The sequence below is a fragment of the Brachybacterium sp. GCM10030252 genome (assembly GCF_042666535.1).
Lineage (GTDB): Bacteria > Actinomycetota > Actinomycetes > Actinomycetales > Dermabacteraceae > Brachybacterium.
The window spans coordinates 245604-263938 of the sequence record NZ_JBHTDM010000010.1; the positions used below are offsets into that span (position 1 = coordinate 245604).

General features: G+C 70.1%; 19 protein-coding genes and 1 tRNA gene. 13 read left to right on the top strand and 7 right to left on the bottom strand.

Annotated elements, in window-relative coordinates; translation table 11 throughout:
- Positions 1 to 26 precede the first annotated feature (26 nt).
- Genes ACFQRJ_RS11535 through ACFQRJ_RS11560 form a run of 6 tightly spaced genes read left to right on the top strand, consistent with a single transcriptional unit; the run spans position 27 to position 6085 of the window.
- Entirely contained in the window at positions 27 to 1325 is a 1299-nt protein-coding gene (locus ACFQRJ_RS11535; RefSeq protein ID WP_377019246.1) for an alpha-L-fucosidase, read from the top strand.
- Positions 1322 to 2635, top strand: coding sequence for an enolase C-terminal domain-like protein (locus ACFQRJ_RS11540; RefSeq protein WP_377019248.1), 1314 nt, complete (start codon positions 1322 to 1324; stop codon positions 2633 to 2635). The genes ACFQRJ_RS11535 and ACFQRJ_RS11540 overlap by 4 nt, the downstream gene beginning before the upstream one ends.
- Positions 2619 to 3950 (top strand): alpha-L-fucosidase, encoded by a 1332-nt coding sequence (locus ACFQRJ_RS11545; RefSeq protein WP_377019249.1) that lies wholly within the window; start codon positions 2619 to 2621, stop codon positions 3948 to 3950. The genes ACFQRJ_RS11540 and ACFQRJ_RS11545 overlap by 17 nt, the downstream gene beginning before the upstream one ends.
- A gap of 5 nt (positions 3951 to 3955) precedes the next feature.
- Entirely contained in the window at positions 3956 to 4285 is a 330-nt protein-coding gene (locus ACFQRJ_RS11550; RefSeq protein ID WP_377019251.1) for an L-rhamnose mutarotase, read from the top strand.
- The gene (locus ACFQRJ_RS11555; protein WP_377019252.1) at positions 4282 to 5214 is read left to right on the top strand and encodes an aldo/keto reductase; all 933 of its coding nucleotides are present in this window, start codon (positions 4282 to 4284) and stop codon (positions 5212 to 5214) included. Before ACFQRJ_RS11550 ends, ACFQRJ_RS11555 begins: the two co-directional genes overlap by 4 nt.
- Complete coding sequence (locus ACFQRJ_RS11560) at positions 5207 to 6085, top strand: amidohydrolase family protein (RefSeq protein ID WP_377019253.1); 879 nt, start codon at positions 5207 to 5209, stop codon at positions 6083 to 6085. The genes ACFQRJ_RS11555 and ACFQRJ_RS11560 overlap by 8 nt, the downstream gene beginning before the upstream one ends.
- Positions 6086 to 6213: 128 nt before the next feature.
- Here ACFQRJ_RS11560 and ACFQRJ_RS11565 read toward each other — a convergent pair whose 3' ends face one another.
- Positions 6214 to 6906: a FadR/GntR family transcriptional regulator gene (locus tag ACFQRJ_RS11565; protein ID WP_377019254.1), complete on the bottom strand. Its 693-nt coding sequence runs from the start codon at positions 6904 to 6906 to the stop codon at positions 6214 to 6216.
- 120 nt (positions 6907 to 7026) lie between these two features.
- Positions 7027 to 7269, bottom strand: a complete 243-nt coding sequence (locus ACFQRJ_RS11570) for a DUF6458 family protein (protein WP_377019255.1) — start codon at positions 7267 to 7269, stop codon at positions 7027 to 7029.
- A 217-nt stretch (positions 7270 to 7486) separates the two neighbouring features.
- Between ACFQRJ_RS11570 and ACFQRJ_RS11575 the strand changes: the two genes are divergently transcribed.
- The 3 genes from ACFQRJ_RS11575 (at position 7487) to ACFQRJ_RS11585 (ending at position 11694) form a co-directional block, all read left to right on the top strand.
- Entirely contained in the window at positions 7487 to 10069 is a 2583-nt protein-coding gene (locus ACFQRJ_RS11575) for an ATP-dependent Clp protease ATP-binding subunit (protein WP_377019256.1), read from the top strand.
- Positions 10070 to 10261: 192 nt separating this feature from the next.
- On the top strand, positions 10262 to 11179 hold the full coding sequence (locus tag ACFQRJ_RS11580; RefSeq protein ID WP_377019257.1) for a VTT domain-containing protein: 918 nt from the start codon (positions 10262 to 10264) through the stop codon (positions 11177 to 11179).
- Entirely contained in the window at positions 11176 to 11694 is a 519-nt protein-coding gene (locus ACFQRJ_RS11585; protein WP_377019258.1) for an amino-acid N-acetyltransferase, read from the top strand. The genes ACFQRJ_RS11580 and ACFQRJ_RS11585 overlap by 4 nt, the downstream gene beginning before the upstream one ends.
- A gap of 29 nt (positions 11695 to 11723) precedes the next feature.
- Here ACFQRJ_RS11585 and ACFQRJ_RS11590 read toward each other — a convergent pair whose 3' ends face one another.
- The 5 genes from ACFQRJ_RS11590 to ACFQRJ_RS11610 form a co-directional block, all read right to left on the bottom strand.
- On the bottom strand, positions 11724 to 12572 hold the full coding sequence (locus ACFQRJ_RS11590; RefSeq protein WP_377019272.1) for an A/G-specific adenine glycosylase: 849 nt from the start codon (positions 12570 to 12572) through the stop codon (positions 11724 to 11726).
- Between the two features lie 163 nt (positions 12573 to 12735).
- On the bottom strand, positions 12736 to 13170 hold the full coding sequence (mscL, locus tag ACFQRJ_RS11595; RefSeq protein ID WP_377019259.1) for a large conductance mechanosensitive channel protein MscL: 435 nt from the start codon (positions 13168 to 13170) through the stop codon (positions 12736 to 12738).
- A 59-nt stretch (positions 13171 to 13229) separates the two neighbouring features.
- Complete coding sequence (locus ACFQRJ_RS11600) at positions 13230 to 13862, bottom strand: SAF domain-containing protein (protein WP_377019261.1); 633 nt, start codon at positions 13860 to 13862, stop codon at positions 13230 to 13232.
- Positions 13863 to 14035: 173 nt separating this feature from the next.
- Positions 14036 to 14380 carry an FmdB family zinc ribbon protein gene (locus ACFQRJ_RS11605; protein ID WP_377019262.1) on the bottom strand — a complete coding sequence of 115 codons (345 nt, stop codon included), beginning with the start codon at positions 14378 to 14380 and terminating at the stop codon, positions 14036 to 14038.
- Positions 14381 to 14466: 86 nt separating this feature from the next.
- Positions 14467 to 15126: a 5-formyltetrahydrofolate cyclo-ligase gene (locus ACFQRJ_RS11610; protein ID WP_377019263.1), complete on the bottom strand. Its 660-nt coding sequence runs from the start codon at positions 15124 to 15126 to the stop codon at positions 14467 to 14469.
- Positions 15127 to 15205: 79 nt separating this feature from the next.
- On the opposite strand from ACFQRJ_RS11610, the gene ACFQRJ_RS11615 reads away from it, so the two are divergent.
- From ACFQRJ_RS11615 to ACFQRJ_RS11630, 4 genes are all read left to right on the top strand, one after another.
- Positions 15206 to 15832 (top strand): GNAT family N-acetyltransferase, encoded by a 627-nt coding sequence (locus tag ACFQRJ_RS11615; RefSeq protein WP_377019264.1) that lies wholly within the window; start codon positions 15206 to 15208, stop codon positions 15830 to 15832.
- 36 nt (positions 15833 to 15868) lie between these two features.
- On the top strand, positions 15869 to 16753 hold the full coding sequence (locus ACFQRJ_RS11620; RefSeq protein ID WP_377019265.1) for a hypothetical protein: 885 nt from the start codon (positions 15869 to 15871) through the stop codon (positions 16751 to 16753).
- Between the two features lie 148 nt (positions 16754 to 16901).
- Positions 16902 to 17786, top strand: a complete 885-nt coding sequence (locus tag ACFQRJ_RS11625) for an inositol monophosphatase family protein (protein WP_377019266.1) — start codon at positions 16902 to 16904, stop codon at positions 17784 to 17786.
- A gap of 106 nt (positions 17787 to 17892) precedes the next feature.
- Positions 17893 to 17965: transfer RNA gene (locus ACFQRJ_RS11630), tRNA-Ala, on the top strand.
- Positions 17966 to 18335: the final 370 nt, after the last annotated feature.

The following is an 18335-nucleotide window of genomic DNA, read 5'->3' on the forward strand; positions in this document are numbered from 1 at the left end:
TGTCGTTTGAGGGAAAAGGAAAAGCTATGAGTGACGGGGAACGATGGGACCAGTTACCGCACCGGACGCCTGAGTGGTTCCGGGAATCACCTCTGGGGATATTCGTGCACTGGGGGGCTTACTCGGTCCCGGCATGGGCGGAGCCGACGGCCGAGCTGGGTGCGATCGAGGACGACATAGGCTGGTTCGCGCACAATCCGTACGCGGAGTGGTACTTCAACACGATTCGGATCGAAGGCTCACCTGCACAGGTGCACCACCGCCGCGTGCACGGTGATGCTCCCTACGACGACTTCCTCGACCGATGGGACGCCAGTGCGTTTGATCCGGCGTCCTGGACCGAGCTCTTCGTTCGCGCTGGAGCCGACTACGTCGTCCCGACGACCAAGCACCACGACGGGATTCCGCTGTGGGATGCGCCGGGGACCGGGAGCCGCAATACCGTGCGCCGGGGCCCGAAACGGGACCTGGTCGGGGAGATCGCGCGAGCAGCAAAGGATTCCGGTCTCCGTTTCGGCGTCTACTATTCCGGCGGGCTCGACTGGTACGTCCGTCCCACCGAGCCGTTGACTAGCGGTGAGGATGTACGAGATCGCAAGCGGCCCCGCGACGACGCGTATGGAGCTTACTGTTCCGCCCACGTTCGGGATCTGATCGACCGCTACGAGCCAGATGTGCTGTGGAACGACATCGGATGGCCGGACGAGAACTTCCACTTCGAGGAGGGAGGGCTGGGGCAGCTGCTGGAGTACTTCTATCGCCAGCGCCCGGAAGGCCTGATAAACGATCGATACGCCGGAGCGCACCACGATTTCATCACCACGGAGTACCAAGCAGGGACGATCCCTGACGGCGAAGCATGGGAGAACTGCCGGGGTGTCGGCCTCTCCTTCGGATACAACCAGGTCGAAGGTCCGGAGCAGTACCTCTCCGGCGCTGACGTGATCCGTCACGTCGTCGATGCAGCGTCGAAGAATGGGCGGGTGCTGCTGAACGTCGGCCCGAAGGCCGATGGCACTCTCCCGGATCTCCAGGTCAAGGCGCTCGAGGAACTCGGAGACTTCATGGCGATCCACAAACCACATCTCTCCGGTGCGCAGGGCCTCGGTGAGCTGGACATCCCGGGAGCGGAATGGGCCCGCGCCGTCGAGAAGGACGGACAGTGCCACATCTTCATCGGAGGGCCTGCAGAAGGGCTCACGATCGGCCTGGACCATTTGCCTGCCGGCTATGACTGGCCCGCCGAAGGCGTCAGCCTCCCGATGCAGGAGGAGCATGCCGGGCCGGTGTCGGTGAGTGCCGTTCGGGAAGGCTCTGCCCGTTGACCACCATCGCGCGAATCACGGTCCACGACGTCCGCTTCCCCACGTCGCGCGACCTCGACGGCTCCGACGCCATGAACCCGGACCCGGACTACTCGGCGGCATACCTGGAGCTGATGACCAGCGATGGGAATGCTGGCTACGCCCTCGTGTTCACGATCGGACGCGGCAACGACGTCCAGTGCGCCGCTATCCGGGCCCTGGCGGATCATGTCGTCGGGCGCGACGTCGAGGCTCTCCTGTCGGACCTCGGCGGCTTCTCCCGCGAGCTCGTCGGCGACTCCCAGCTGCGCTGGCTCGGCCCGGAGAAGGGCGTCATGCACATGGCGATCGGTGCCGTGGTCAACGCTGCGTGGGATCTGCGGGCCCGGCGCGAGGGCGTACCGCTGTGGCTGCTGCTGGCGCAGCTCTCGCCGGAGGAGATCGTGGATCTCGTCGACTTCCGTTACCTCTCCGATGCCCTGACCCGCCAGGAGGCGCTGGAGCTGCTTCGTCGCGCGCAGCCGGGCAAGACCGCGCGGATCGCCGCTCTCCAGGGGGTCGGCATCCCTGCGTACACCACCTCTCCGGGGTGGCTCGGCTACAGCGACGAGAAGCTCGTGCGCCTGCTGCGGGAGGCGCGTGCTGAGGGCTTCGGCATGGTCAAGCTGAAGGTCGGCGGCGACGTGGAGGACGATGCCCGCCGGCTCCGGATCGCTCGCGAGGAACTGGGACCGGGGTATCCGATCGCCCTGGATGCCAACCAGCGCTGGGACGTCGAGGAGGCGGTGGCCTGGCTGCAGCGCCTGGCGCCGGAGGGACCGGCCTGGATCGAGGAGCCCACCAGCCCTGATGATGTGCTGGCCCATGCCGCGATCCGTCGGGCGGTGTCGCCTGTGAAGGTCGCCACCGGCGAACAGATGCACAACCGGATCATCGCCAAACAACTGCTGCAGGCGGGCGCTGTCGATGTCCTCCAGCTCGATGCCGCACGTGTCGGAGGAGTCAACGAGAACGTGGCGATCCTGCTGCTGGCCGCGAAGTTCGGTGTCCCCGTCTGCCCGCACGGTGGTGGCGTCGGCCTGTGCGAGCTCGTCCAGCACTACGCCTTCTTCGACGCGGCGGCTGTCGCGGGGGAGCGCCCGGACCGGGTCATCGAGTACGTCCACCACCTGCACGAACATTTCGAGGACCCGGTCAGGATCGAGGACGGCGCGTATCGCGCCCCCGACGCCGCCGGCTCCGGAGCCCGCATGCACGAGTCCTCCGTCCGCGAGCACCTGTTCCCGGACGGCCCCGTCTGGAAGGATCCCGCCCATGTCGCCCACGCCTGACCCACCCGCCTCGCCGCAGGCCGACGCGGACCCCCACGGCTGGTTCGACCAGGCGCGCTTCGGTCTCTTCGTCCACTTCGGGCTGTATGCCGTCCCCGCGCGCCACGAATGGTCGATGACCCGCGAGAAGCGCACCCTCGAGGACTACGGACGCTACGCGGAGGTCTTCGACCCCGACCGGTTCGACGCGGCCGAGCTCGCCGGGCGCGCCCGGCAGGCAGGCATGCGGTATGCGGTCCTGACCACGAAGCACCACGAGGGATTCTGCCTGTTCGACTCCCAGCACACCGACTACTCCGCACCGGCCGTCTGCGGGCGCGACCTGGTGCGCGAGTTCGTCGACGCGATGCGCGCCGAAGGCCTCCACGTCGGCTTCTACTATTCGCTGCTGGACTGGGCCCACCCGGACTTCACCATCGACCACAACCATCCGCTGCGGGATCGGCCCGACGTCGTCGCACTGAATGCCGAGCGCAATATGGCTCGGTATCGCGAGTACCTCCACGCCCAGGTCCGGGAGCTGCTGACGAACTACGGGACCATCGACTACCTCTTCTTCGACTTCACCGACCCCGGCCCCCACGGCAAGGGACCCGAGGACTGGGACGCCGACACGCTGCTGGGGATGGTCCGCGAGCTCCAGCCGACGTGCGTGGTCAACGACCGCCTCGGCATCCCCGGCGACCTCGTCACCCCCGAGCAGTATCAGCCGGTCGCCCCGATGACCGGGGCCGACGGCAGTCCGGTGCGCTGGGAGGCCTGCCAGACCACCAACGGCAGCTGGGGCTACGACCGCGACAACCTCGACCACAAGAGCCCGGACCTGCTGGTGCGGATGCTGGTCGATTCCGTCGCCAAGGGCGGCAATCTGCTGTTGAACGTCGGCCCGGACGGGCGCGGCGCCGTCTCCCCGCCGGACCGCGAGATCCTCGCGGGGCTGGCGGATTGGATGGACGTGCATGCCGATTCCATCCATGGCGCGGGCCCGGCCGAGGGGATCGAGGCACCGCCGGGCGCGTTCCTGACCCAGCGCGGGGATCGACTCTATGTCCATCTGGCCGTGTGGCCCATGCAGCACGTGCATCTGCGGGGGCTGGCCGGCCGGGTGCGATTCGCACGGTTCCTGCACGACGGGTCCGAGGTGGCCGTGAGCACGATCGACCCGGGCCAGGCCGCGTGGAACACCACGATCGGCGGGATCGGCGAGGATGTCGCGACGCTGACCCTGCCGATCCGGCGCCCCGACGTGCTGCTGCCCGTCGTCGAGCTGTGGCTCGAGGAGTCGCCGGCCCGGGCGTACAGCGCGAAGGAGTGAGCGAGATGGAGACCATCGCCCTGCACACCCGTATCGCACCCGGCCACGAGGCGGACTACGTCCGCGAGCATCAGGAGATCCCCGAGGACCTCGACCCGGTGCTGCGCCGCGCCGGAGTGCACTCCTGGCGCATCTGGCGCGACGGCCGCGACCTCTTCCACCTCGTCGAGGTGGAGGACTACCGCGCGATGCGCCAGATGCTGGCGGCCTCTCCCGCCAACCAGCGCTGGCAGGAGCACATCAACCAGTTCCTCGAGGTCGCCGATTCCTACGCGGGGGACGACACGGGCATCGAGCACGTGTGGTGCCTGCCCGGCACGGGGCCGCGGCCGTGAGCGCGCCTCGGCTCCCCGCCCTCGGCTTCGGCGCCGCCCAGCTCGGCAATCTCTACCGGGAGACCAGCGACGAGGAAGCCGCCGGTGCCGTGCAGGCGGCGTGGGACGGCGGCATCCGCCTGTTCGACACCGCGCCCCACTACGGCCTGGGCACCTCGGAACGGCGACTGGGCGCCCTGCTCGCGGAGTACCCGCGCGAGGAATACCTGCTCTCGACGAAGGTCGGCCGGCTGCTCGAGCCGGGGCCCGGCACCGGGGACGACAGCGCCCACGGGTTCGCCGTCCCCGACCACCACGTGCGCCGCTGGGACATGAGCGAGACCGGCATCCGGCGCAGCCACGCCGACTCCGTGGAACGACTCGGCCTGGACGCGGTGGACATCCTCTATCTCCATGACCCCGAGGAAGGTCCCACCGAGCAGGCCTTCGCCGACGCCCTGCCCACCCTGGTCGCCATGCGCGAGGAGGGCCTGGTCACTCAGGTGGGCGTCGGCTCGAAGGACGTCGATGTGCTGACGCGTGCCGTGCGCACCGGCATGGTCGACGTGATCATGCTGTCCGGCCGCTACACCCTGCTCGAACAGCCCGCCGCGCGCGAACTGCTGCCCGCGTGCCGCGAGCACGGCGTCGAGGTGGTCGCCGTGTCCGTGTTCAATTCGGGCATCCTCTCGCGGCCCCAGGTGGCGGAGGATGCCCGGTACGAATACGCCGGCGCCCCCGTCGAGCTCCTCGAGCGAGCCCGTCAGCTGGCCGCCCTGGCGCGGAGGCACGGGGCCGAACTGCCCGACCTCGCCCTGCGGTATCCGCTGCGCCACCCGGCGATCAGCTCTGTCGTCCTGGGGATGCGCACCGGAGACCAGGTGCGGCAGAACCTCGAGCGGATGGCGCGCGAGATCCCCGAGGAGCTCTGGCAGGCGATCGATGGCTGAGGGGATCACCGATGCCCACCTGCACCTGTGGGACCTCTCGAGGGGAGGGTACGGCTGGCTGGACACCGCGCCGGAACCCTTGCGCCGCGATTCCCGCTGGGAGGAGGCCGCCCCGCAGCACGCCCGGCTCGGCGTGGACCGTGTCGTCCTGGTCCAGGCCGACGACACCCTCGCCGACACCTGCGCCCTGCAGAGGGCAGCGGCCCGGATCGAGCAGGATCCCAGTCCCGTGGTCCGGGCCGACGTCGTGGCCTGGCTGCCGCTGGCGGATCCGTCGCGGACCGCGGAGCTGCTCGCCGACGCGGAGGCGATGGACCGGATCGTCGGGGTGCGGCACCTGGTCCATGACGATCCCGACCCCGGGTTCCTCGACCGTCCCGAGGTGCGCGAGAGCCTGGCTCTGCTCGCGGGGCGCGGGCTGCCGCTGGACATCCCCGATGCCTTCCCGCGGCACCTGGACCAGGCCGCCCGTGTGGTGGGGGAGGTCGACGGGCTGACGGTGGTCCTCGACCACCTGGGCAAGCCTCCTCTCGGCGACCACCGGGCGATGGGGCAGTGGGAAAGCGGCCTGCGCGATCTGGCCGCCCACCCGTCGGCCGTGGCGAAGCTGTCGGGACTGTCCACCAGCGGGACCGGATCGCGCCGGCCCCGGCAGCTGCGCTGGGCCGTCGAGACCGCCGTGGAGGCGTTCGGGCCGCAGCGACTGATGTTCGGCAGCGACTGGCCGATCGCACCGGCCGCCTTCGACCTGGGATCGGGCACGGCGGACCTGCTGGCTCTGATCGCAGAGCTCGGAGCGGACCAGCGCCAGGAGATCCGGAGCGGAACCGCCGCTCGCGTCTACCGGCGGCTGGAGCGTGCACGGCCCTGAAAGGTCTGCGAGGTCTGAGAGGTCTGGGAGATCTGAGCATCCGTCCTGGTCACGACGTCTGACGTCGCGAACCGGCCTACCGGGATGCGGCCGGCGGCGCTCCGGTGGATCGGGGCGTCCCCGTCGAGTCAGTCGAGCGCTGCGCCTTTGAGGATCCAGCTCTCGACCCCGGCGATGTGGGCCGCGGCATGGACGCGTGCCAGATCTCCGCGGCCGGCCTTCAGCGCATCGAGGATCCGGCGATGCTCGGCGAGGGTGCGCTCGACGGCCGAATCCTCGGTCAGGCCGCGCCAGACCCGGGCCCGCGCGGTGGCGCTCGCGAGCCCCTCCAGCATGGAGGACAGGTAGGCGTTGGGGCAGCGGCTGGCGATGAGCTGATGGAAGTCGATGTCCGCCTGGACGAGCTCCTGGACCGAGGACTGCTCGGAGAGGTCGACCATCAGCTGTTCGAGCCGTTCGACGTCGTGCTCACTGAGATGCGGGCACGCCTGCTCCACCGCAGTCGGCTCCAGCAGGCGCCGCACTTCGAGGATCTTGCCCTCCGCGGAGCCCTGGTGCAGATCCAGGACGAAACCCAGCGACTCGACCAGCAGGTTCGGGGCCAGCGAGCTGACGTAGGTGCCGTCGCCCTGACGCACGTCCAGCACCCGGATCACCGAGAGGGCTTTCACCGCCTCGCGCAGGGAGTTGCGGCTCACCCCGATCCGCTCGGCCAGCTCCTTCTCGGGCGGCAGGCGATCGGCCGGGCCCAGCTCGCCCTCGATGATCATCTGCTTGATCGCATCGATAGCCCGGTCCGTCACGGCATGCGGTGCCGCCATCGCGCTCCACTCCTCGCTCGGACCGGTCGGTGTTCGTGCCGGTCACGGTGATCCTGATGCTAGCCGAGGTGCTGATCGCGAGTGCGGAGCAGTCGCCGGCGCGGAGCACCTCAGGGTGGCTCAGGCGGTGGGCGGGGGATCCCGGCGCTCGGAGACGGTGCGTCCCGGCCCGCTCTCGGTGTTGACCACGGTCTTGCGCGAGCGCAGCATCAGCAGCAGGCCGACGACGAACAGCACGGCGCCGCCCACCATGAGGATCGTGCCGAGCATCGCCGAGTCCAGGCCCGGCAGGTCGAACTCCAGAGCGAATCTCGCGATCGCGCCGAGGATGAAGAGAATGATTCCGCCGACGATGGCTCCCATGGCGTGCTCCTGACGATGAGGACGGACAGGTCGGATGATCATGCTACGGGCCGGCATCCTCCCAGGGCGGCTCATCCGACCACGGGGTCGGACTGTGCCGTTCCCGCTCCGCAGGCGATCAGGCCCCTCCCGCATCACGCCCGCGGCGAACAGGCGGGGAATCCGCGGCGAACGCGCGTAGTCTCGATGCAACACCACCACCGGACGGGGGAGGACCATGTTCGAACGCTTCACCGATCGCGCCCGTCGCGTCGTCGTCCTGGCACAGGACGAGGCCCGGCTGCTGAACCACAACTACATCGGCACCGAGCACATCCTGCTGGGACTCATCCACGAAGCCGAGGGAGTGGGCGCCAAGGCGCTCGAGGCCCTCGGCGTGACCCTCGATGCCGTGCGCGAGCAGGTTCGCGACATCATCGGGGAAGGCAACCAGACCCCCAGCGGGCACATCCCCTTCACGCCCCGCGCGAAGAAGGTGCTCGAGCTGAGCCTCCGCGAGGCGCTGCAGCTGGGCCACAACTACATCGGCACCGAGCACATCCTGCTCGGCCTGCTGCGCGAGGGCGAGGGCACCGCCGTCAAGGTGCTCTCCCGCCTCAAGGCCGAACCGTCGGCCGTGCGCCAGGAGGTCATCGAGCGCCTGTCCGGCTACCAGGGCAAGGAGCCGGCCACCGCCGGCGGCCCCTCCGAGGGCCAGCCCTCCGGGTCGCTCGTGCTGGACCAGTTCGGCCGCAACCTCACCCAGGCCGCGCGCGACGGCAACCTCGACCCGGTCATCGGCCGGGACAAGGAGGCCGAGCGGGTCATGCAGGTGCTCTCGCGCCGCACCAAGAACAACCCCGTGCTGATCGGCGAGCCCGGCGTCGGCAAGACCGCCGTCGTCGAGGGGCTGGCCGAGGCGATCGTCGCCGGCGACGTCCCCGAGACGCTCAAGGACAAGCAGCTCTACACCCTCGACCTCGGCTCGCTGGTCGCGGGCTCGAGGTACCGCGGTGACTTCGAGGAGCGCCTGAAGAAGGTGCTCAAGGAGATCCGCACCCGCGGCGACATCATCCTGTTCATCGACGAGATCCACACCCTCGTGGGAGCAGGTGCCGCCGAGGGCGCGATAGACGCCGCCAGCATCCTCAAGCCCATGCTCGCCCGTGGCGAGCTGCAGACCATCGGGGCGACCACCCTGGAGGAGTACCGCAAGCACATCGAGAAGGATGCCGCGCTCGAGCGCCGCTTCCAGCCGATCCAGGTGGATCAGCCCTCGGTCGCGCTCACGGTGGAGATCCTCAAGGGACTGCGTGACCGCTACGAGGCGCACCACAAGGTGACGATCACCGATGCCGCTCTGGTGGCCGCCGCCAATCTCGCCGACCGGTACGTCAACGACCGGTTCCTGCCGGACAAGGCGATCGACCTGATCGACGAGGCCGGTGCCCGGCTGCGGATCCGTCGCCTGACCGCGCCGCCCGAGCTCAAGGAGTTCGACGCGAAGATCGAGGAGACCCGTAAGAAGAAGGAGGAGGCGATCGACGGGCAGGACTTCGAGCTCGCCGCCTCCCTCCGGGACACCGAGCAGCAGCTGAAGTCCGAGCGCGATGAGAAGGAACAGGCATGGCGCCACGGTGAGTCCGACGTCGTCACCACCGTCGGCGAGGAGGTCATCGCCGAGGTGCTGGCGGCCGCGACCGGCATCCCGATCGTGAAGCTCACCGAGGAGGAGTCCTCCAGGCTGCTCCACATGGAGGACGAGCTGCACAAGCGGGTCATCGGTCAGGACGAGGCCATCAAGGCCATGTCCCAGGCGATCCGTCGTACCCGTGCCGGGCTCAAGGATCCCAAGCGCCCCGGCGGCTCGTTCATCTTCGCCGGCCCCACGGGCGTCGGCAAGACGGAGCTGGCCAAGGCGCTCGCCGAGTTCCTCTTCGGCGACGACGACGCCCTCATCCAGCTGGACATGTCAGAGTTCGGCGAGAAGCACACCGCCTCGCGCCTGTTCGGCTCGCCCCCCGGCTACGTCGGCTACGACGAGGGCGGTCAGCTCACCGAGAAGGTGCGCCGCAAGCCGTTCTCCGTGGTGCTGTTCGACGAGGTGGAGAAGGCCCACGTGGACATCTTCAACTCGCTGCTGCAGATCCTCGAGGACGGTCGCCTCACGGATTCCCAGGGTCGCATCGTCGACTTCAAGAACACCGTGATCATCATGACCACCAACCTCGGGACCCGGGACATCGCCAAGGGCGTGTCCATGGGCTTCAGCGCCGGCGGCGATCTGAACACCGACTACGACCGGATGAAGTCGAAGGTCCACGAGGAGCTCAAGCAGCACTTCAAGCCGGAGTTCCTCAACCGTGTCGACGACGTCGTGGTCTTCCCGCAGCTGTCCCCGGACGAGATCGTCCAGATCGTCGATCTGATGATCGCCAAGCTGGAGGCTCGCCTGGCCGAGAAGGACATGACGATCGAGCTCACCGAGGGCGCCAAGAAGCTGCTCGCGGACAAGGGCTACGACCCGGTCCTCGGTGCCCGGCCGCTGCGCCGGACGATCCAGCGAGACATCGAGGATGCCCTCTCGGAGAAGATCCTCTTCGGGCAGGTCCACGTCGGCGACACGATCGTGGTCGACTCCGAAGGCGAGGGGCTGCTCGGCGAGCTGACCTTCAACCGCCGCGGAGCCGACGGCACCCTGGAGCCGATCACGGAGGACATCGATGTGGAGTCGATGACCCAGGCCAGGGCCGAGGATCTGGCCCGCCCCGACAATGCGGGCGCCCCTGAGGACGACAACGCGGAGGCCAGCGCCTCCTGATCGGGCCGGCCCCGCCCAGCGGCGGGGCCGGCCCCTCGACGTCGGCCGGCCTCCATGAGGCCGACCGCTCACGAACCGCTCCCGCTCCGCCGTATCTCCGGCCGATCGGGAGCGGTTCGCCCCATCCCGTGCGGCGACGAGCCCGCGCGGTGACGCCGGGCCCCCAGCAGAGGCAGCGGACGGAGAGGACGCATGGGCGGATTCATCGACTGGCTGCTGTCCCTGTCGGGGCAGATCGAGGAATGGATCCTCGCCGTCGCGGACGCGTGGTGGGTCCACCTGGTCGTCTACGCCTTCGCCGCCCTCGACGGGTTCTTCCCGACCGTGCCCAGCGAATCGACCATCGTGACGCTGTCCTCGCTGTGGGCGAGCTCGGGCAGGCCCTCGATCATCCTCATCGGCTTGGCCGCCTGGCTCGGTGCCTGGAGCGGCGACAACCTGGGGTACCTGCTTGGGAACAAGGTCGGCTGGGAGCGCTTCAGGTTCCTGCGCGAGGGCAAGGGCCGACGCGCGGTGGACGCCGCCGACCGCGGCCTGCAGCGGCGCGCTCTGCTGTTCCTCATGACCGCCCGCTACATCCCCTTCGGCCGCACCGCCGTGAACCTGGTGGCCGGGGCGGTGCACTACCCCCACCGCAAGTTCTGGCCGCGCTCACTGCTGTCCACGTTCGTGTGGGCGGTCTACTCCTGTGCGATCGGCGTGGTGGCCGGCTCGTGGTTCGAGGACAATCATCTGATGGCGATCACCGTGGCCCTGGTGGCCGCCGGAGTGCTCGCCCTGGTCGTGGAGCGAGCGATCAACACGGTTCACCGGGTGCTGGACCGACGCGCGGAACGTCGCGGTGATGCCGTGCGTGACCGGGTCGGGGAGGACGACGACTCCGGTGACGCCGCGGGGACGGACGAGGACACCGATCCCGAGCAGGCCACCGATCGCCGCGACTCCCCAGCCCTCACGGACTCACCGGACCCCGGCGACAACGCAGCTCCCAGCGACTCACCGGATGCCCTCGGCTCCGCAGATCCGCGCGACCCCGGAGCTTCCCGCGACTCCCCGGGATCCGAGGACCCCGCCAGAGTTCCCGCCCGAGAAGAGGACAGACCGTCGTGAGCGTCAGTATCCGGCCCGCGCTTCCTGCGGACGTGCGGGGCATCAACCGCCTCGTCGAACCGATGACGCATACGGGCATCCTGCTCGGCAAGGACCTGGTCTCCTACTACGAAGCGGTCCAGGAGTTCCTGGTCGCCGTCGACGAGGAGGGCGATGTCGTCGGGTGCGGCGCGTTGCACGTCATGTGGGAGGACCTCGCCGAGGTCCGCACCCTCGCGGTGCGTGATGATCAGCGCGGCACCGGGCTGGGCCATCGGATGCTGCTCGCACTGCTGGAGCGGGCGACGGAGCTGGGGCTGAGCCGCGTGTTCTGCCTGACCTTCGAGGTGGAGTTCTTCTCCCGGCACGGCTTCGAGGTGATGTCCGAGGACGTCGACCCGGAGATCTACAACCAGCTCCTGCGCTCGCCCGACGAAGGCATCGCCGAGTTCCTGGACCTCGCGCGGGTCAAGCCGAACACGCTCGGCAATACGCGCATGATCAAGCAGCTGGACGGGCGGGCCAGGCCCGAGTAGTCGGCTGGGCAGATGCCGACAGCTGCACGTCAGGGCAGGCGCAGCCCGTCCTGCTGACGCACGGCGAGCCCGTCGGCCACCAGGGAGTTCGCGCAGCGTTCGACCCGTGCGGCGTCGGCGGTATCCAGAGCCAGCAAAGTGGACCGTGTCGCGTCGCCGTCTCGCCTCAGCACGGCCATGATCTGGCCTCGCATCTGCCGGTCGGTGCCCTCGAAGGCCTGCCGGCGCCGCGCGCCGTCCTCGGTGGCGGGCCGGCCTGCGGCGAACCACGCGCATCCGGCCCCGGCCAGCGGACACTGCTCGCAGCGCGGGGAACGGGCAGTGCACACCAGCGCCCCGAGTTCCATGACCGCTCGGTTCCACTGCACGGACCGTCGACGCTCGAGGGGGAGGGTGCGCGTCGCGAGCGCGCGTTCGGCAGCGCTGTACGACGGTGCCGGCAGAGCCTTGCCCTGGACCGCGCGCGCCAGCACCCGCCGGATGTTGGTATCGACCACCACGGCCCGCTCATGATGGGCGAAGGCGGTGATCGCGGCGGCGGTGTACTCACCGATGCCGGGCAGTGCGCGCAGAGCATCCTCTCCGCGCGGGACCTCTCCGCCGTGCTCTCGCACGATCGCCCGCGCGCATTCCTGCAGGCGCAGGGCTCGCCGCGGATACCCGAGCCGGTCCCAGCGCTGCAGCACCTCGGCCGTCGGCGCATCGGCGAGGTCGGCCGGAGTGGGCCACTGCTCGATCCAGTCGCGCCAGCGGGGGAGCACACGCACCACCGGGGTCTGCTGGAGCATCACCTCGGAGACGAGGATGGCCCACGCCGAGACGTGCTCGTGGCGCCACGGGAGGTCGCGCCCCTCACGGCTGAACCACCCGGTCACCATGTCGATGGCGGGATCCGGCAGGGATTCGCAGGAGGAGTCCGGCTCGGTTCCCCGCGCGGGGGGATCCACATGATCGACGCGGGGCGGGGCCGCTCGGGTCCGCCCCGCGTCACGGGAGTGTGGTGCCGCAGCACCGGTGTTCTTACTCAGGGGTGCGAGGTCCTCAGATCTGGGGCGGGGTGGTGCCGGGCCGGGCGGTGCCGCCGGCCTGGGCCTGGAGCAGGTCGCGGATCTCGGTCAGCAGCTGGACGTCCTCCGGCGCGGTGGTCTCCTCCTCCACCGGGAGGCCGCGGCGCTTGCGGTCGAACTTGCGGGCCTGCGTCATGGGCAGGACGAAGACGAAGTACACCACGGCTGCGGTGATCAGGAAGGCGATGATCGCGGAGATGATGGCGCCGAAGTTGACCACCGTCGCCTCGTTGGTGATCTGCCAGGCGAGACCGTTGGTGTTCCCGCTGCCGCCGAACACGTTGATCACGGGCTGGATCAGGTATTCCACGAACGCACCGATCAGGGCGGTGAACGCACCGCCGATCACGACACCGACCGCGAGATCGATGACGTTGCCCTGCATGATGAAGTCCTTGAAGCCCTTCATGGGTCATCCTTACTGAGGAGTGGGACGGGGAGAGTCGACAGAGCGGACTCATCGGGACTCTAGCCGATGATCGAGATCGTCACCGCTCCCTCGCCGATCGCGCGCGCGAGCTCGGCGGTTCGGCTCCGGTCGACGGCGACGAGCACGTACGCCTGCCCCGCTGACCCCGCATCGAGCACGGCAGCCTCTCCCTCCCCGTCCTCGGAGAGCTCGACGACGCGGGCCGGTGTGGCTGTCGTGCCGGCGGTCACGGGAGACGAGGTGAGCACCTCGATCTCGGACCCAGGACCGAGATGGGGCGTCAGCACAGCGGGAACCGGAACCGCCAGCAGGGAGGAACCCTCCGGGATCGCCGCGGCGCCCCCGTCCAGCAGCCCGGACAGGATCGGAGTCCCCGAGGGGACGGCGAGAGCGGTCTCCTGGCCGAGCACCTCCGCGGGGGACTGCGCGGTTCCGTCGGGGACGAGTTCGGCGGCGACGCGCACGGTGCGCAGGTGTCCTGGTTCCAGGACCGTGCCCGCGGGGAGGTCCGCGCCGGCGATCACCACCGGCGTCCCCTGGGAGGCGGGCGGCAGCAGGGTGGGCACCAAGGTGGCGGCCAGCAAGGCGACGGCGAGCACCATCAGGGTGCGGCGGCGCCTGCGCAGTGCACGTCGCCAAGCGGGCAGATGAGCGCGGAACCGTGTGAACATGGCCTCGACGCTAGGCCGGAACCGGGCCACGATCCGAGGCCGCACTCCCACGGTGGACGACGGCGCGCTGGGGAGGAACCATCGCGCGCCGTCGCGCCGTCCGCGAGCACATCAGGGCATGGATGCCCCTTCGGAGGGGCGGAGCCCGTTCAGGACGTCAGCACGCCAGACCGTCAGGATGCCGGCGCAGCCGAGGCGGCAGCCGGCGTGGAGGCCGAGGTGCCGGAGTCGCCGGAGCTGCCGGCCCCGGAATCCCCGGAACCGCTCGCGCCCGACTCGGTCGACGCCGAACCGGAAGCGGACCCGCCCTTGCCGGACTCGACCGAGGCCGTCTCCGACTTCGCGGAGTCGGTGGAGTAGAAGCCGGAGCCCTTGAAGACGATGCCCACCGAGTCGAAGACCTTGCGCAGCGCATCCTGCGTGCACTCGGGGCAGGTCACCAGCGAGGACTCGCTGAAGCTCTGGTACTTCTCGAAGCGATGCCCGCAGCTCTTGCAGGCGTAGACATAGGTAGGCACGCGGAATCCTCCGGGATGTTCGTCGCAACGCGGCCGCGGGCGACGCGGCCGGAATGATTCTACGGCCGCCGACGTGCCCGAGGTGCTCAGGACGCGTCGTTCGTGACCAGCCAGACGAGACCGTCGGCCGTGAGCACCGCGGGCACAGGGACGTCGTGGGCGGCGCGCGGCAGGGTCCCGGCCTCCAGCAGCTCGTCGGGGTGGACGACGGCCACCACCGGTGTGCCCACGCGGACGGCGGTCAGCGCGCGGTCGTAGTACCCGGCGCCGTGACCGATCCGGGTCCCGGATCGGTCCACCGCCACGGCCGGGAGCAGCACGAGGGCCGCGCCTGCCAGGGCGTCCGGTCCGAGCCGGGCACCGGTGGGCTCCTTCCCGAAGCCGCGACCGGGGGAGTCGACGAAGCCGGAGAGGCCGTCCCACCTCACCCATTCGAGCTCGCGTCCGGCGGCCGCGGGGAAGATCAGCTCGGCGCCCGCGGCGGCGAGCGCACCCACCAGCGGCATCACGTCGGCCTCGGTGGGCGTGGGGTGATAGGCGGCGACCAGCGGGGCGCCGCCGCGGGCCGCCTGCGCCTCGAGACGGGAGACGAGGGGAGCGGCGTGCTCGAGCAGCCGTCCCGCCTCCTGCTCGCGGCGCCGGGAACCGGAGTCACCGCCATAGCGCTGCCAGCGGCGGGCGCGCAGCGTGCTGCGCAGCTCGCGCTTGCGCCGGATGATCGCGTCCGGGTCCGTGTCCGCGCCCATGGCACCAGAGTCCCACAGGACTCCACGGGCTCCGTGAACCACCTGCGCACGGAGGCATCGCCGCGTCTACGATGACGCGATGGTTCATGTCTGGCCGCTGACCCTGCGCGATGGGGAGCTGACGCTGCGCCCCCTGCGGCGACGCGACCGTTCCGATTTCGAGCGCCTGCGTCAGCGCAACAGCGACTGGCTGCGCCCCTGGGACGCCACCGATCCCGAGCGCGACGCTCGGCAGCTGCCGTTCTCCACGGTGCGCCGCTGGAACGAGCAGCAGGCCAGGCTGGGGGTTCATCTGCCCCTGGCGATCACCGTCCGCGGCCGGCTGGCCGGGCAGATCACGGCCGGCCCCATCCAGTACGGCGCCCTGCGCTCGGCAGTGCTGGGCTATTGGATCGACCGCGGTCAGGCCGGTCACGGGATGGTCCCGCGCGCGGCCGCCCTGGTGATCGACCATCTCTTCGCCGAGCTGGGTCTGCACCGTATCGAGGTCACGGTGCGGCCCGACAACGCGGCGAGCCTGCGCGTGGTGGAGAAGCTCCACCTGCGATCGGAAGGGCTGCGCCGTTCCGCGATCCACGTCGACGGGGCCTGGCGGGATCACCTCGTCTTCGCGCTCACCGCCGATGAAGTCGCCACGGACGATCAGGGCCGTGGGGTCCTCGCCCGACTTCACAGAGAGTTCCCCCGCGACACGCCCGCCACGTGACCAGGGAAATCACATCGGTGTCATTACTGTGTCGGTGTGGAGTCCATCAACCTCGGGGCCGTGCTCTTCGGCCTGCTGCTGCTGCTGTGGGTGGCCTATGCCCTCCCGCGCACCGCGAGCCGTCGCGACGTGATGGGGCGCGCCCGCGCAGCTGAACTCACCGAGATGACCTCGGAGGCGCGGGATCTGTCCGCAGCCGTCCACTCCCGCCGTTCGTCCCGTGAGGTGAATGCCCCCATGTCCCAGGACCGTCTGCTCCTGCGCCCTGCCGACCCCACCAGCCGTCCCCGGTTCGACGCCGTGCCCGGTATCCGCATCGACCACCTCGAGGAGCGTGCGCGCTCGCGCCGCGTCCAGCGGACCGTGCTGACCGTTCTGCTGCTGGGATCACTGGCCCTGACCGCTCTCGCGGCCGTGCAGGTCGCCCCGTGGTGGGTGCCCGCCATCGCCGTGATCGGCCTCGCCGCCTATCTGGTCGGACTCCGCCGCGCCGAGCTGGAGCGCAGGGCCCGCCTCACCCGCGCCGCGACCCTCGCCCGCCGGCAGCGGGCCGAGCAGGAGAACGCCCGCCGCGCGGCCGAGGCCGGCACGAGCTCGCCGACGAAGCCGGAGACCTCGCAGCCGGACCAGGACGCGCCGGCTCGGCGCGAACCCCTCGAGGCCGTGACCGAGCGCGCCGCCCACCATGTCGCCGCCGCGGGGGAGTGGACGCCGCGCCCGGTCCCGCGCCCCACCTACGCCCTGCATGGCGAGGTCGAGGATCTCGCCACCCGGCATGCCGCTCATCGTCAGAGCATGCAGGCCACTTCGGTGCCGCTCGAGAATGCCGATGTCGAGGAGCTCGAAGCGGCCGATGAGGAGTTCGCACCGGCGCTCGACCTCCGCCTCGACGAGGTCCTCGCACGGCGCCGCGGCGCCTGACCTCGCAGGCCCCGCGCACCGATTCGACGCCTGCCGCCGGCCGGCGCGACCCCGGGCCCCACACGTCTCGGGGCCGCGGACGAGCGTGACGGTCCCACCCCCTGACGGGGGCGGCGCGCCGGGTCCGGAGCGACATATTCTGGTCGCGATGAGCATCTCCTCCGCGCCCCGCACCCCGTCAGAGCCCGTCCCCGCGCCGTCGCAGCTGCTGGAGATCGCCAGCTCGGCGGCGACGCTCGCGGCCGATTACATCCGTTCGCTGGACCGCGACCACCTGGCGCGGGAGTACAAGACCTCCAGCCACGACATCGTCACCGTGCACGACCGCGCCAGCGAGGACATCGTCGTCTCCGAGCTGCGGCGACTGCTGCCGACCTGCCGCATCGTCGGCGAGGAGGGCGGAGAGCGGCCCGTCGAGGACGCTCCCGCGGAGGGGCCGGTCGTGACCTTCTACGTCGACCCCATCGACGGCACCAGCAACTTCGCCGCCGGACTGCCGCTGTTCTGCATCTCGATCGGCGTCGCCGTGGATGACGAGCTCGTCGCCGGCGTCATCGACCTGCCGATCCTCGGGACGGTCTTCTCCGCGGCCGACGGGCCTGCCCTGCTCGACGGGGTCCCGATCCAGCCGCGTTCCACGCGCCCCGCAGCGGATGCCCTGGTGCTCTCCGGGTTCCCAGGTCACCGGGTCACCGAGGAACTGCCGGAGCTGGCCGCGCAGGCGAACGTCCGCATGGCCCTCGACGTCTCGGCCGTCCGTCATCTCGGCTCGGCAGCGATCGAGCTGGCCTACGTCGCGGCGGGGTGGGCCGACGCCACCGCGCTGGGCACCATCAACTCCTGGGACATCGCAGCCGGCTTCCACATCCTGCGCCGCGCAGGCGGCTCGGTGCGCACCTGGCCCGGCACCGGTGACGCGGCCCGTCCGGACCATCTCCAGCCCGCCTACGTCGCGTGCACCGGGCCCGAGCGGATCGACGTGCTCGACGAGCTGATGCAGCAGGTCCAGGACGCCCGCCTCGCCGCTCGGTGAGGTCCGATGGTCGAGGCGGAGGATCTGTGATCCTCGTCAAGGGTCCCGCGACGAGTCGGCGCCTCGGCCCGCTCAGTGCTAATCTGTCGTGGTCGCCGCGCGACATGGGGCTATGGCGCAGTTGGTAGCGCGTCTCGTTCGCAATGAGAAGGTCGGGGGTTCGAATCCCCCTAGCTCCACCGAATGTCCTGAGTCGCGTCATCGTTTACGAACGGTGGCGCGGCTCAGGATTTTTTTCGTGGGTTCGCTGTTGGTGGCGGCGGGGCTGCTGGGGGCGTGGCTGTGGGGGTTCGCTGTTGGGGGCGCTGGTAGTTCTTGGCGGGGTCGATGATGTGTTCGGTGATGACTTCGCCGGTGGCGGCGTTGGATGTGATGACGTGGTTGTCGTGGATGAGCATGAGGATGGCTTCGCCGATGTGGGCGCGGCCGATGCCGAGGTGGCGTAGTGAAGCGCCCTGGCTTCCGTTCCGCTTTCTATGCGGGGGCCGGTGAGGGCTCCCGGGACTCAGCGTAGGCGGCCTCAACCTCGATCGGGGTCGAGTACTCGAG

Coding starts and splice junctions, on each gene's coding strand:
- ACFQRJ_RS11610 (WP_377019263.1), bottom strand. CDS start 15,126: ATGGGCGCGGACACGGACCCGGACGCGATCATCCGGCGCAAGCGCGAG.
- ACFQRJ_RS11590 (WP_377019272.1), bottom strand. CDS start 12,572: ATGGTGACCGGGTGGTTCAGCCGTGAGGGGCGCGACCTCCCGTGGCGC.
- ACFQRJ_RS11535 (WP_377019246.1), top strand. CDS start 27: ATGAGTGACGGGGAACGATGGGACCAGTTACCGCACCGGACGCCTGAG.
- ACFQRJ_RS11565 (WP_377019254.1), bottom strand. CDS start 6,906: ATGGCGGCACCGCATGCCGTGACGGACCGGGCTATCGATGCGATCAAG.
- ACFQRJ_RS11560 (WP_377019253.1), top strand. CDS start 5,207: ATGGCTGAGGGGATCACCGATGCCCACCTGCACCTGTGGGACCTCTCG.
- mscL (WP_377019259.1), bottom strand. CDS start 13,170: ATGAAGGGCTTCAAGGACTTCATCATGCAGGGCAACGTCATCGATCTC.
- ACFQRJ_RS11600 (WP_377019261.1), bottom strand. CDS start 13,862: ATGTTCACACGGTTCCGCGCTCATCTGCCCGCTTGGCGACGTGCACTG.
- ACFQRJ_RS11625 (WP_377019266.1), top strand. CDS start 16,902: ATGAGCATCTCCTCCGCGCCCCGCACCCCGTCAGAGCCCGTCCCCGCG.
- ACFQRJ_RS11580 (WP_377019257.1), top strand. CDS start 10,262: ATGGGCGGATTCATCGACTGGCTGCTGTCCCTGTCGGGGCAGATCGAG.
- ACFQRJ_RS11550 (WP_377019251.1), top strand. CDS start 3,956: ATGGAGACCATCGCCCTGCACACCCGTATCGCACCCGGCCACGAGGCG.
- ACFQRJ_RS11570 (WP_377019255.1), bottom strand. CDS start 7,269: ATGGGAGCCATCGTCGGCGGAATCATTCTCTTCATCCTCGGCGCGATC.
- ACFQRJ_RS11575 (WP_377019256.1), top strand. CDS start 7,487: ATGTTCGAACGCTTCACCGATCGCGCCCGTCGCGTCGTCGTCCTGGCA.
- ACFQRJ_RS11615 (WP_377019264.1), top strand. CDS start 15,206: ATGGTTCATGTCTGGCCGCTGACCCTGCGCGATGGGGAGCTGACGCTG.
- ACFQRJ_RS11545 (WP_377019249.1), top strand. CDS start 2,619: ATGTCGCCCACGCCTGACCCACCCGCCTCGCCGCAGGCCGACGCGGAC.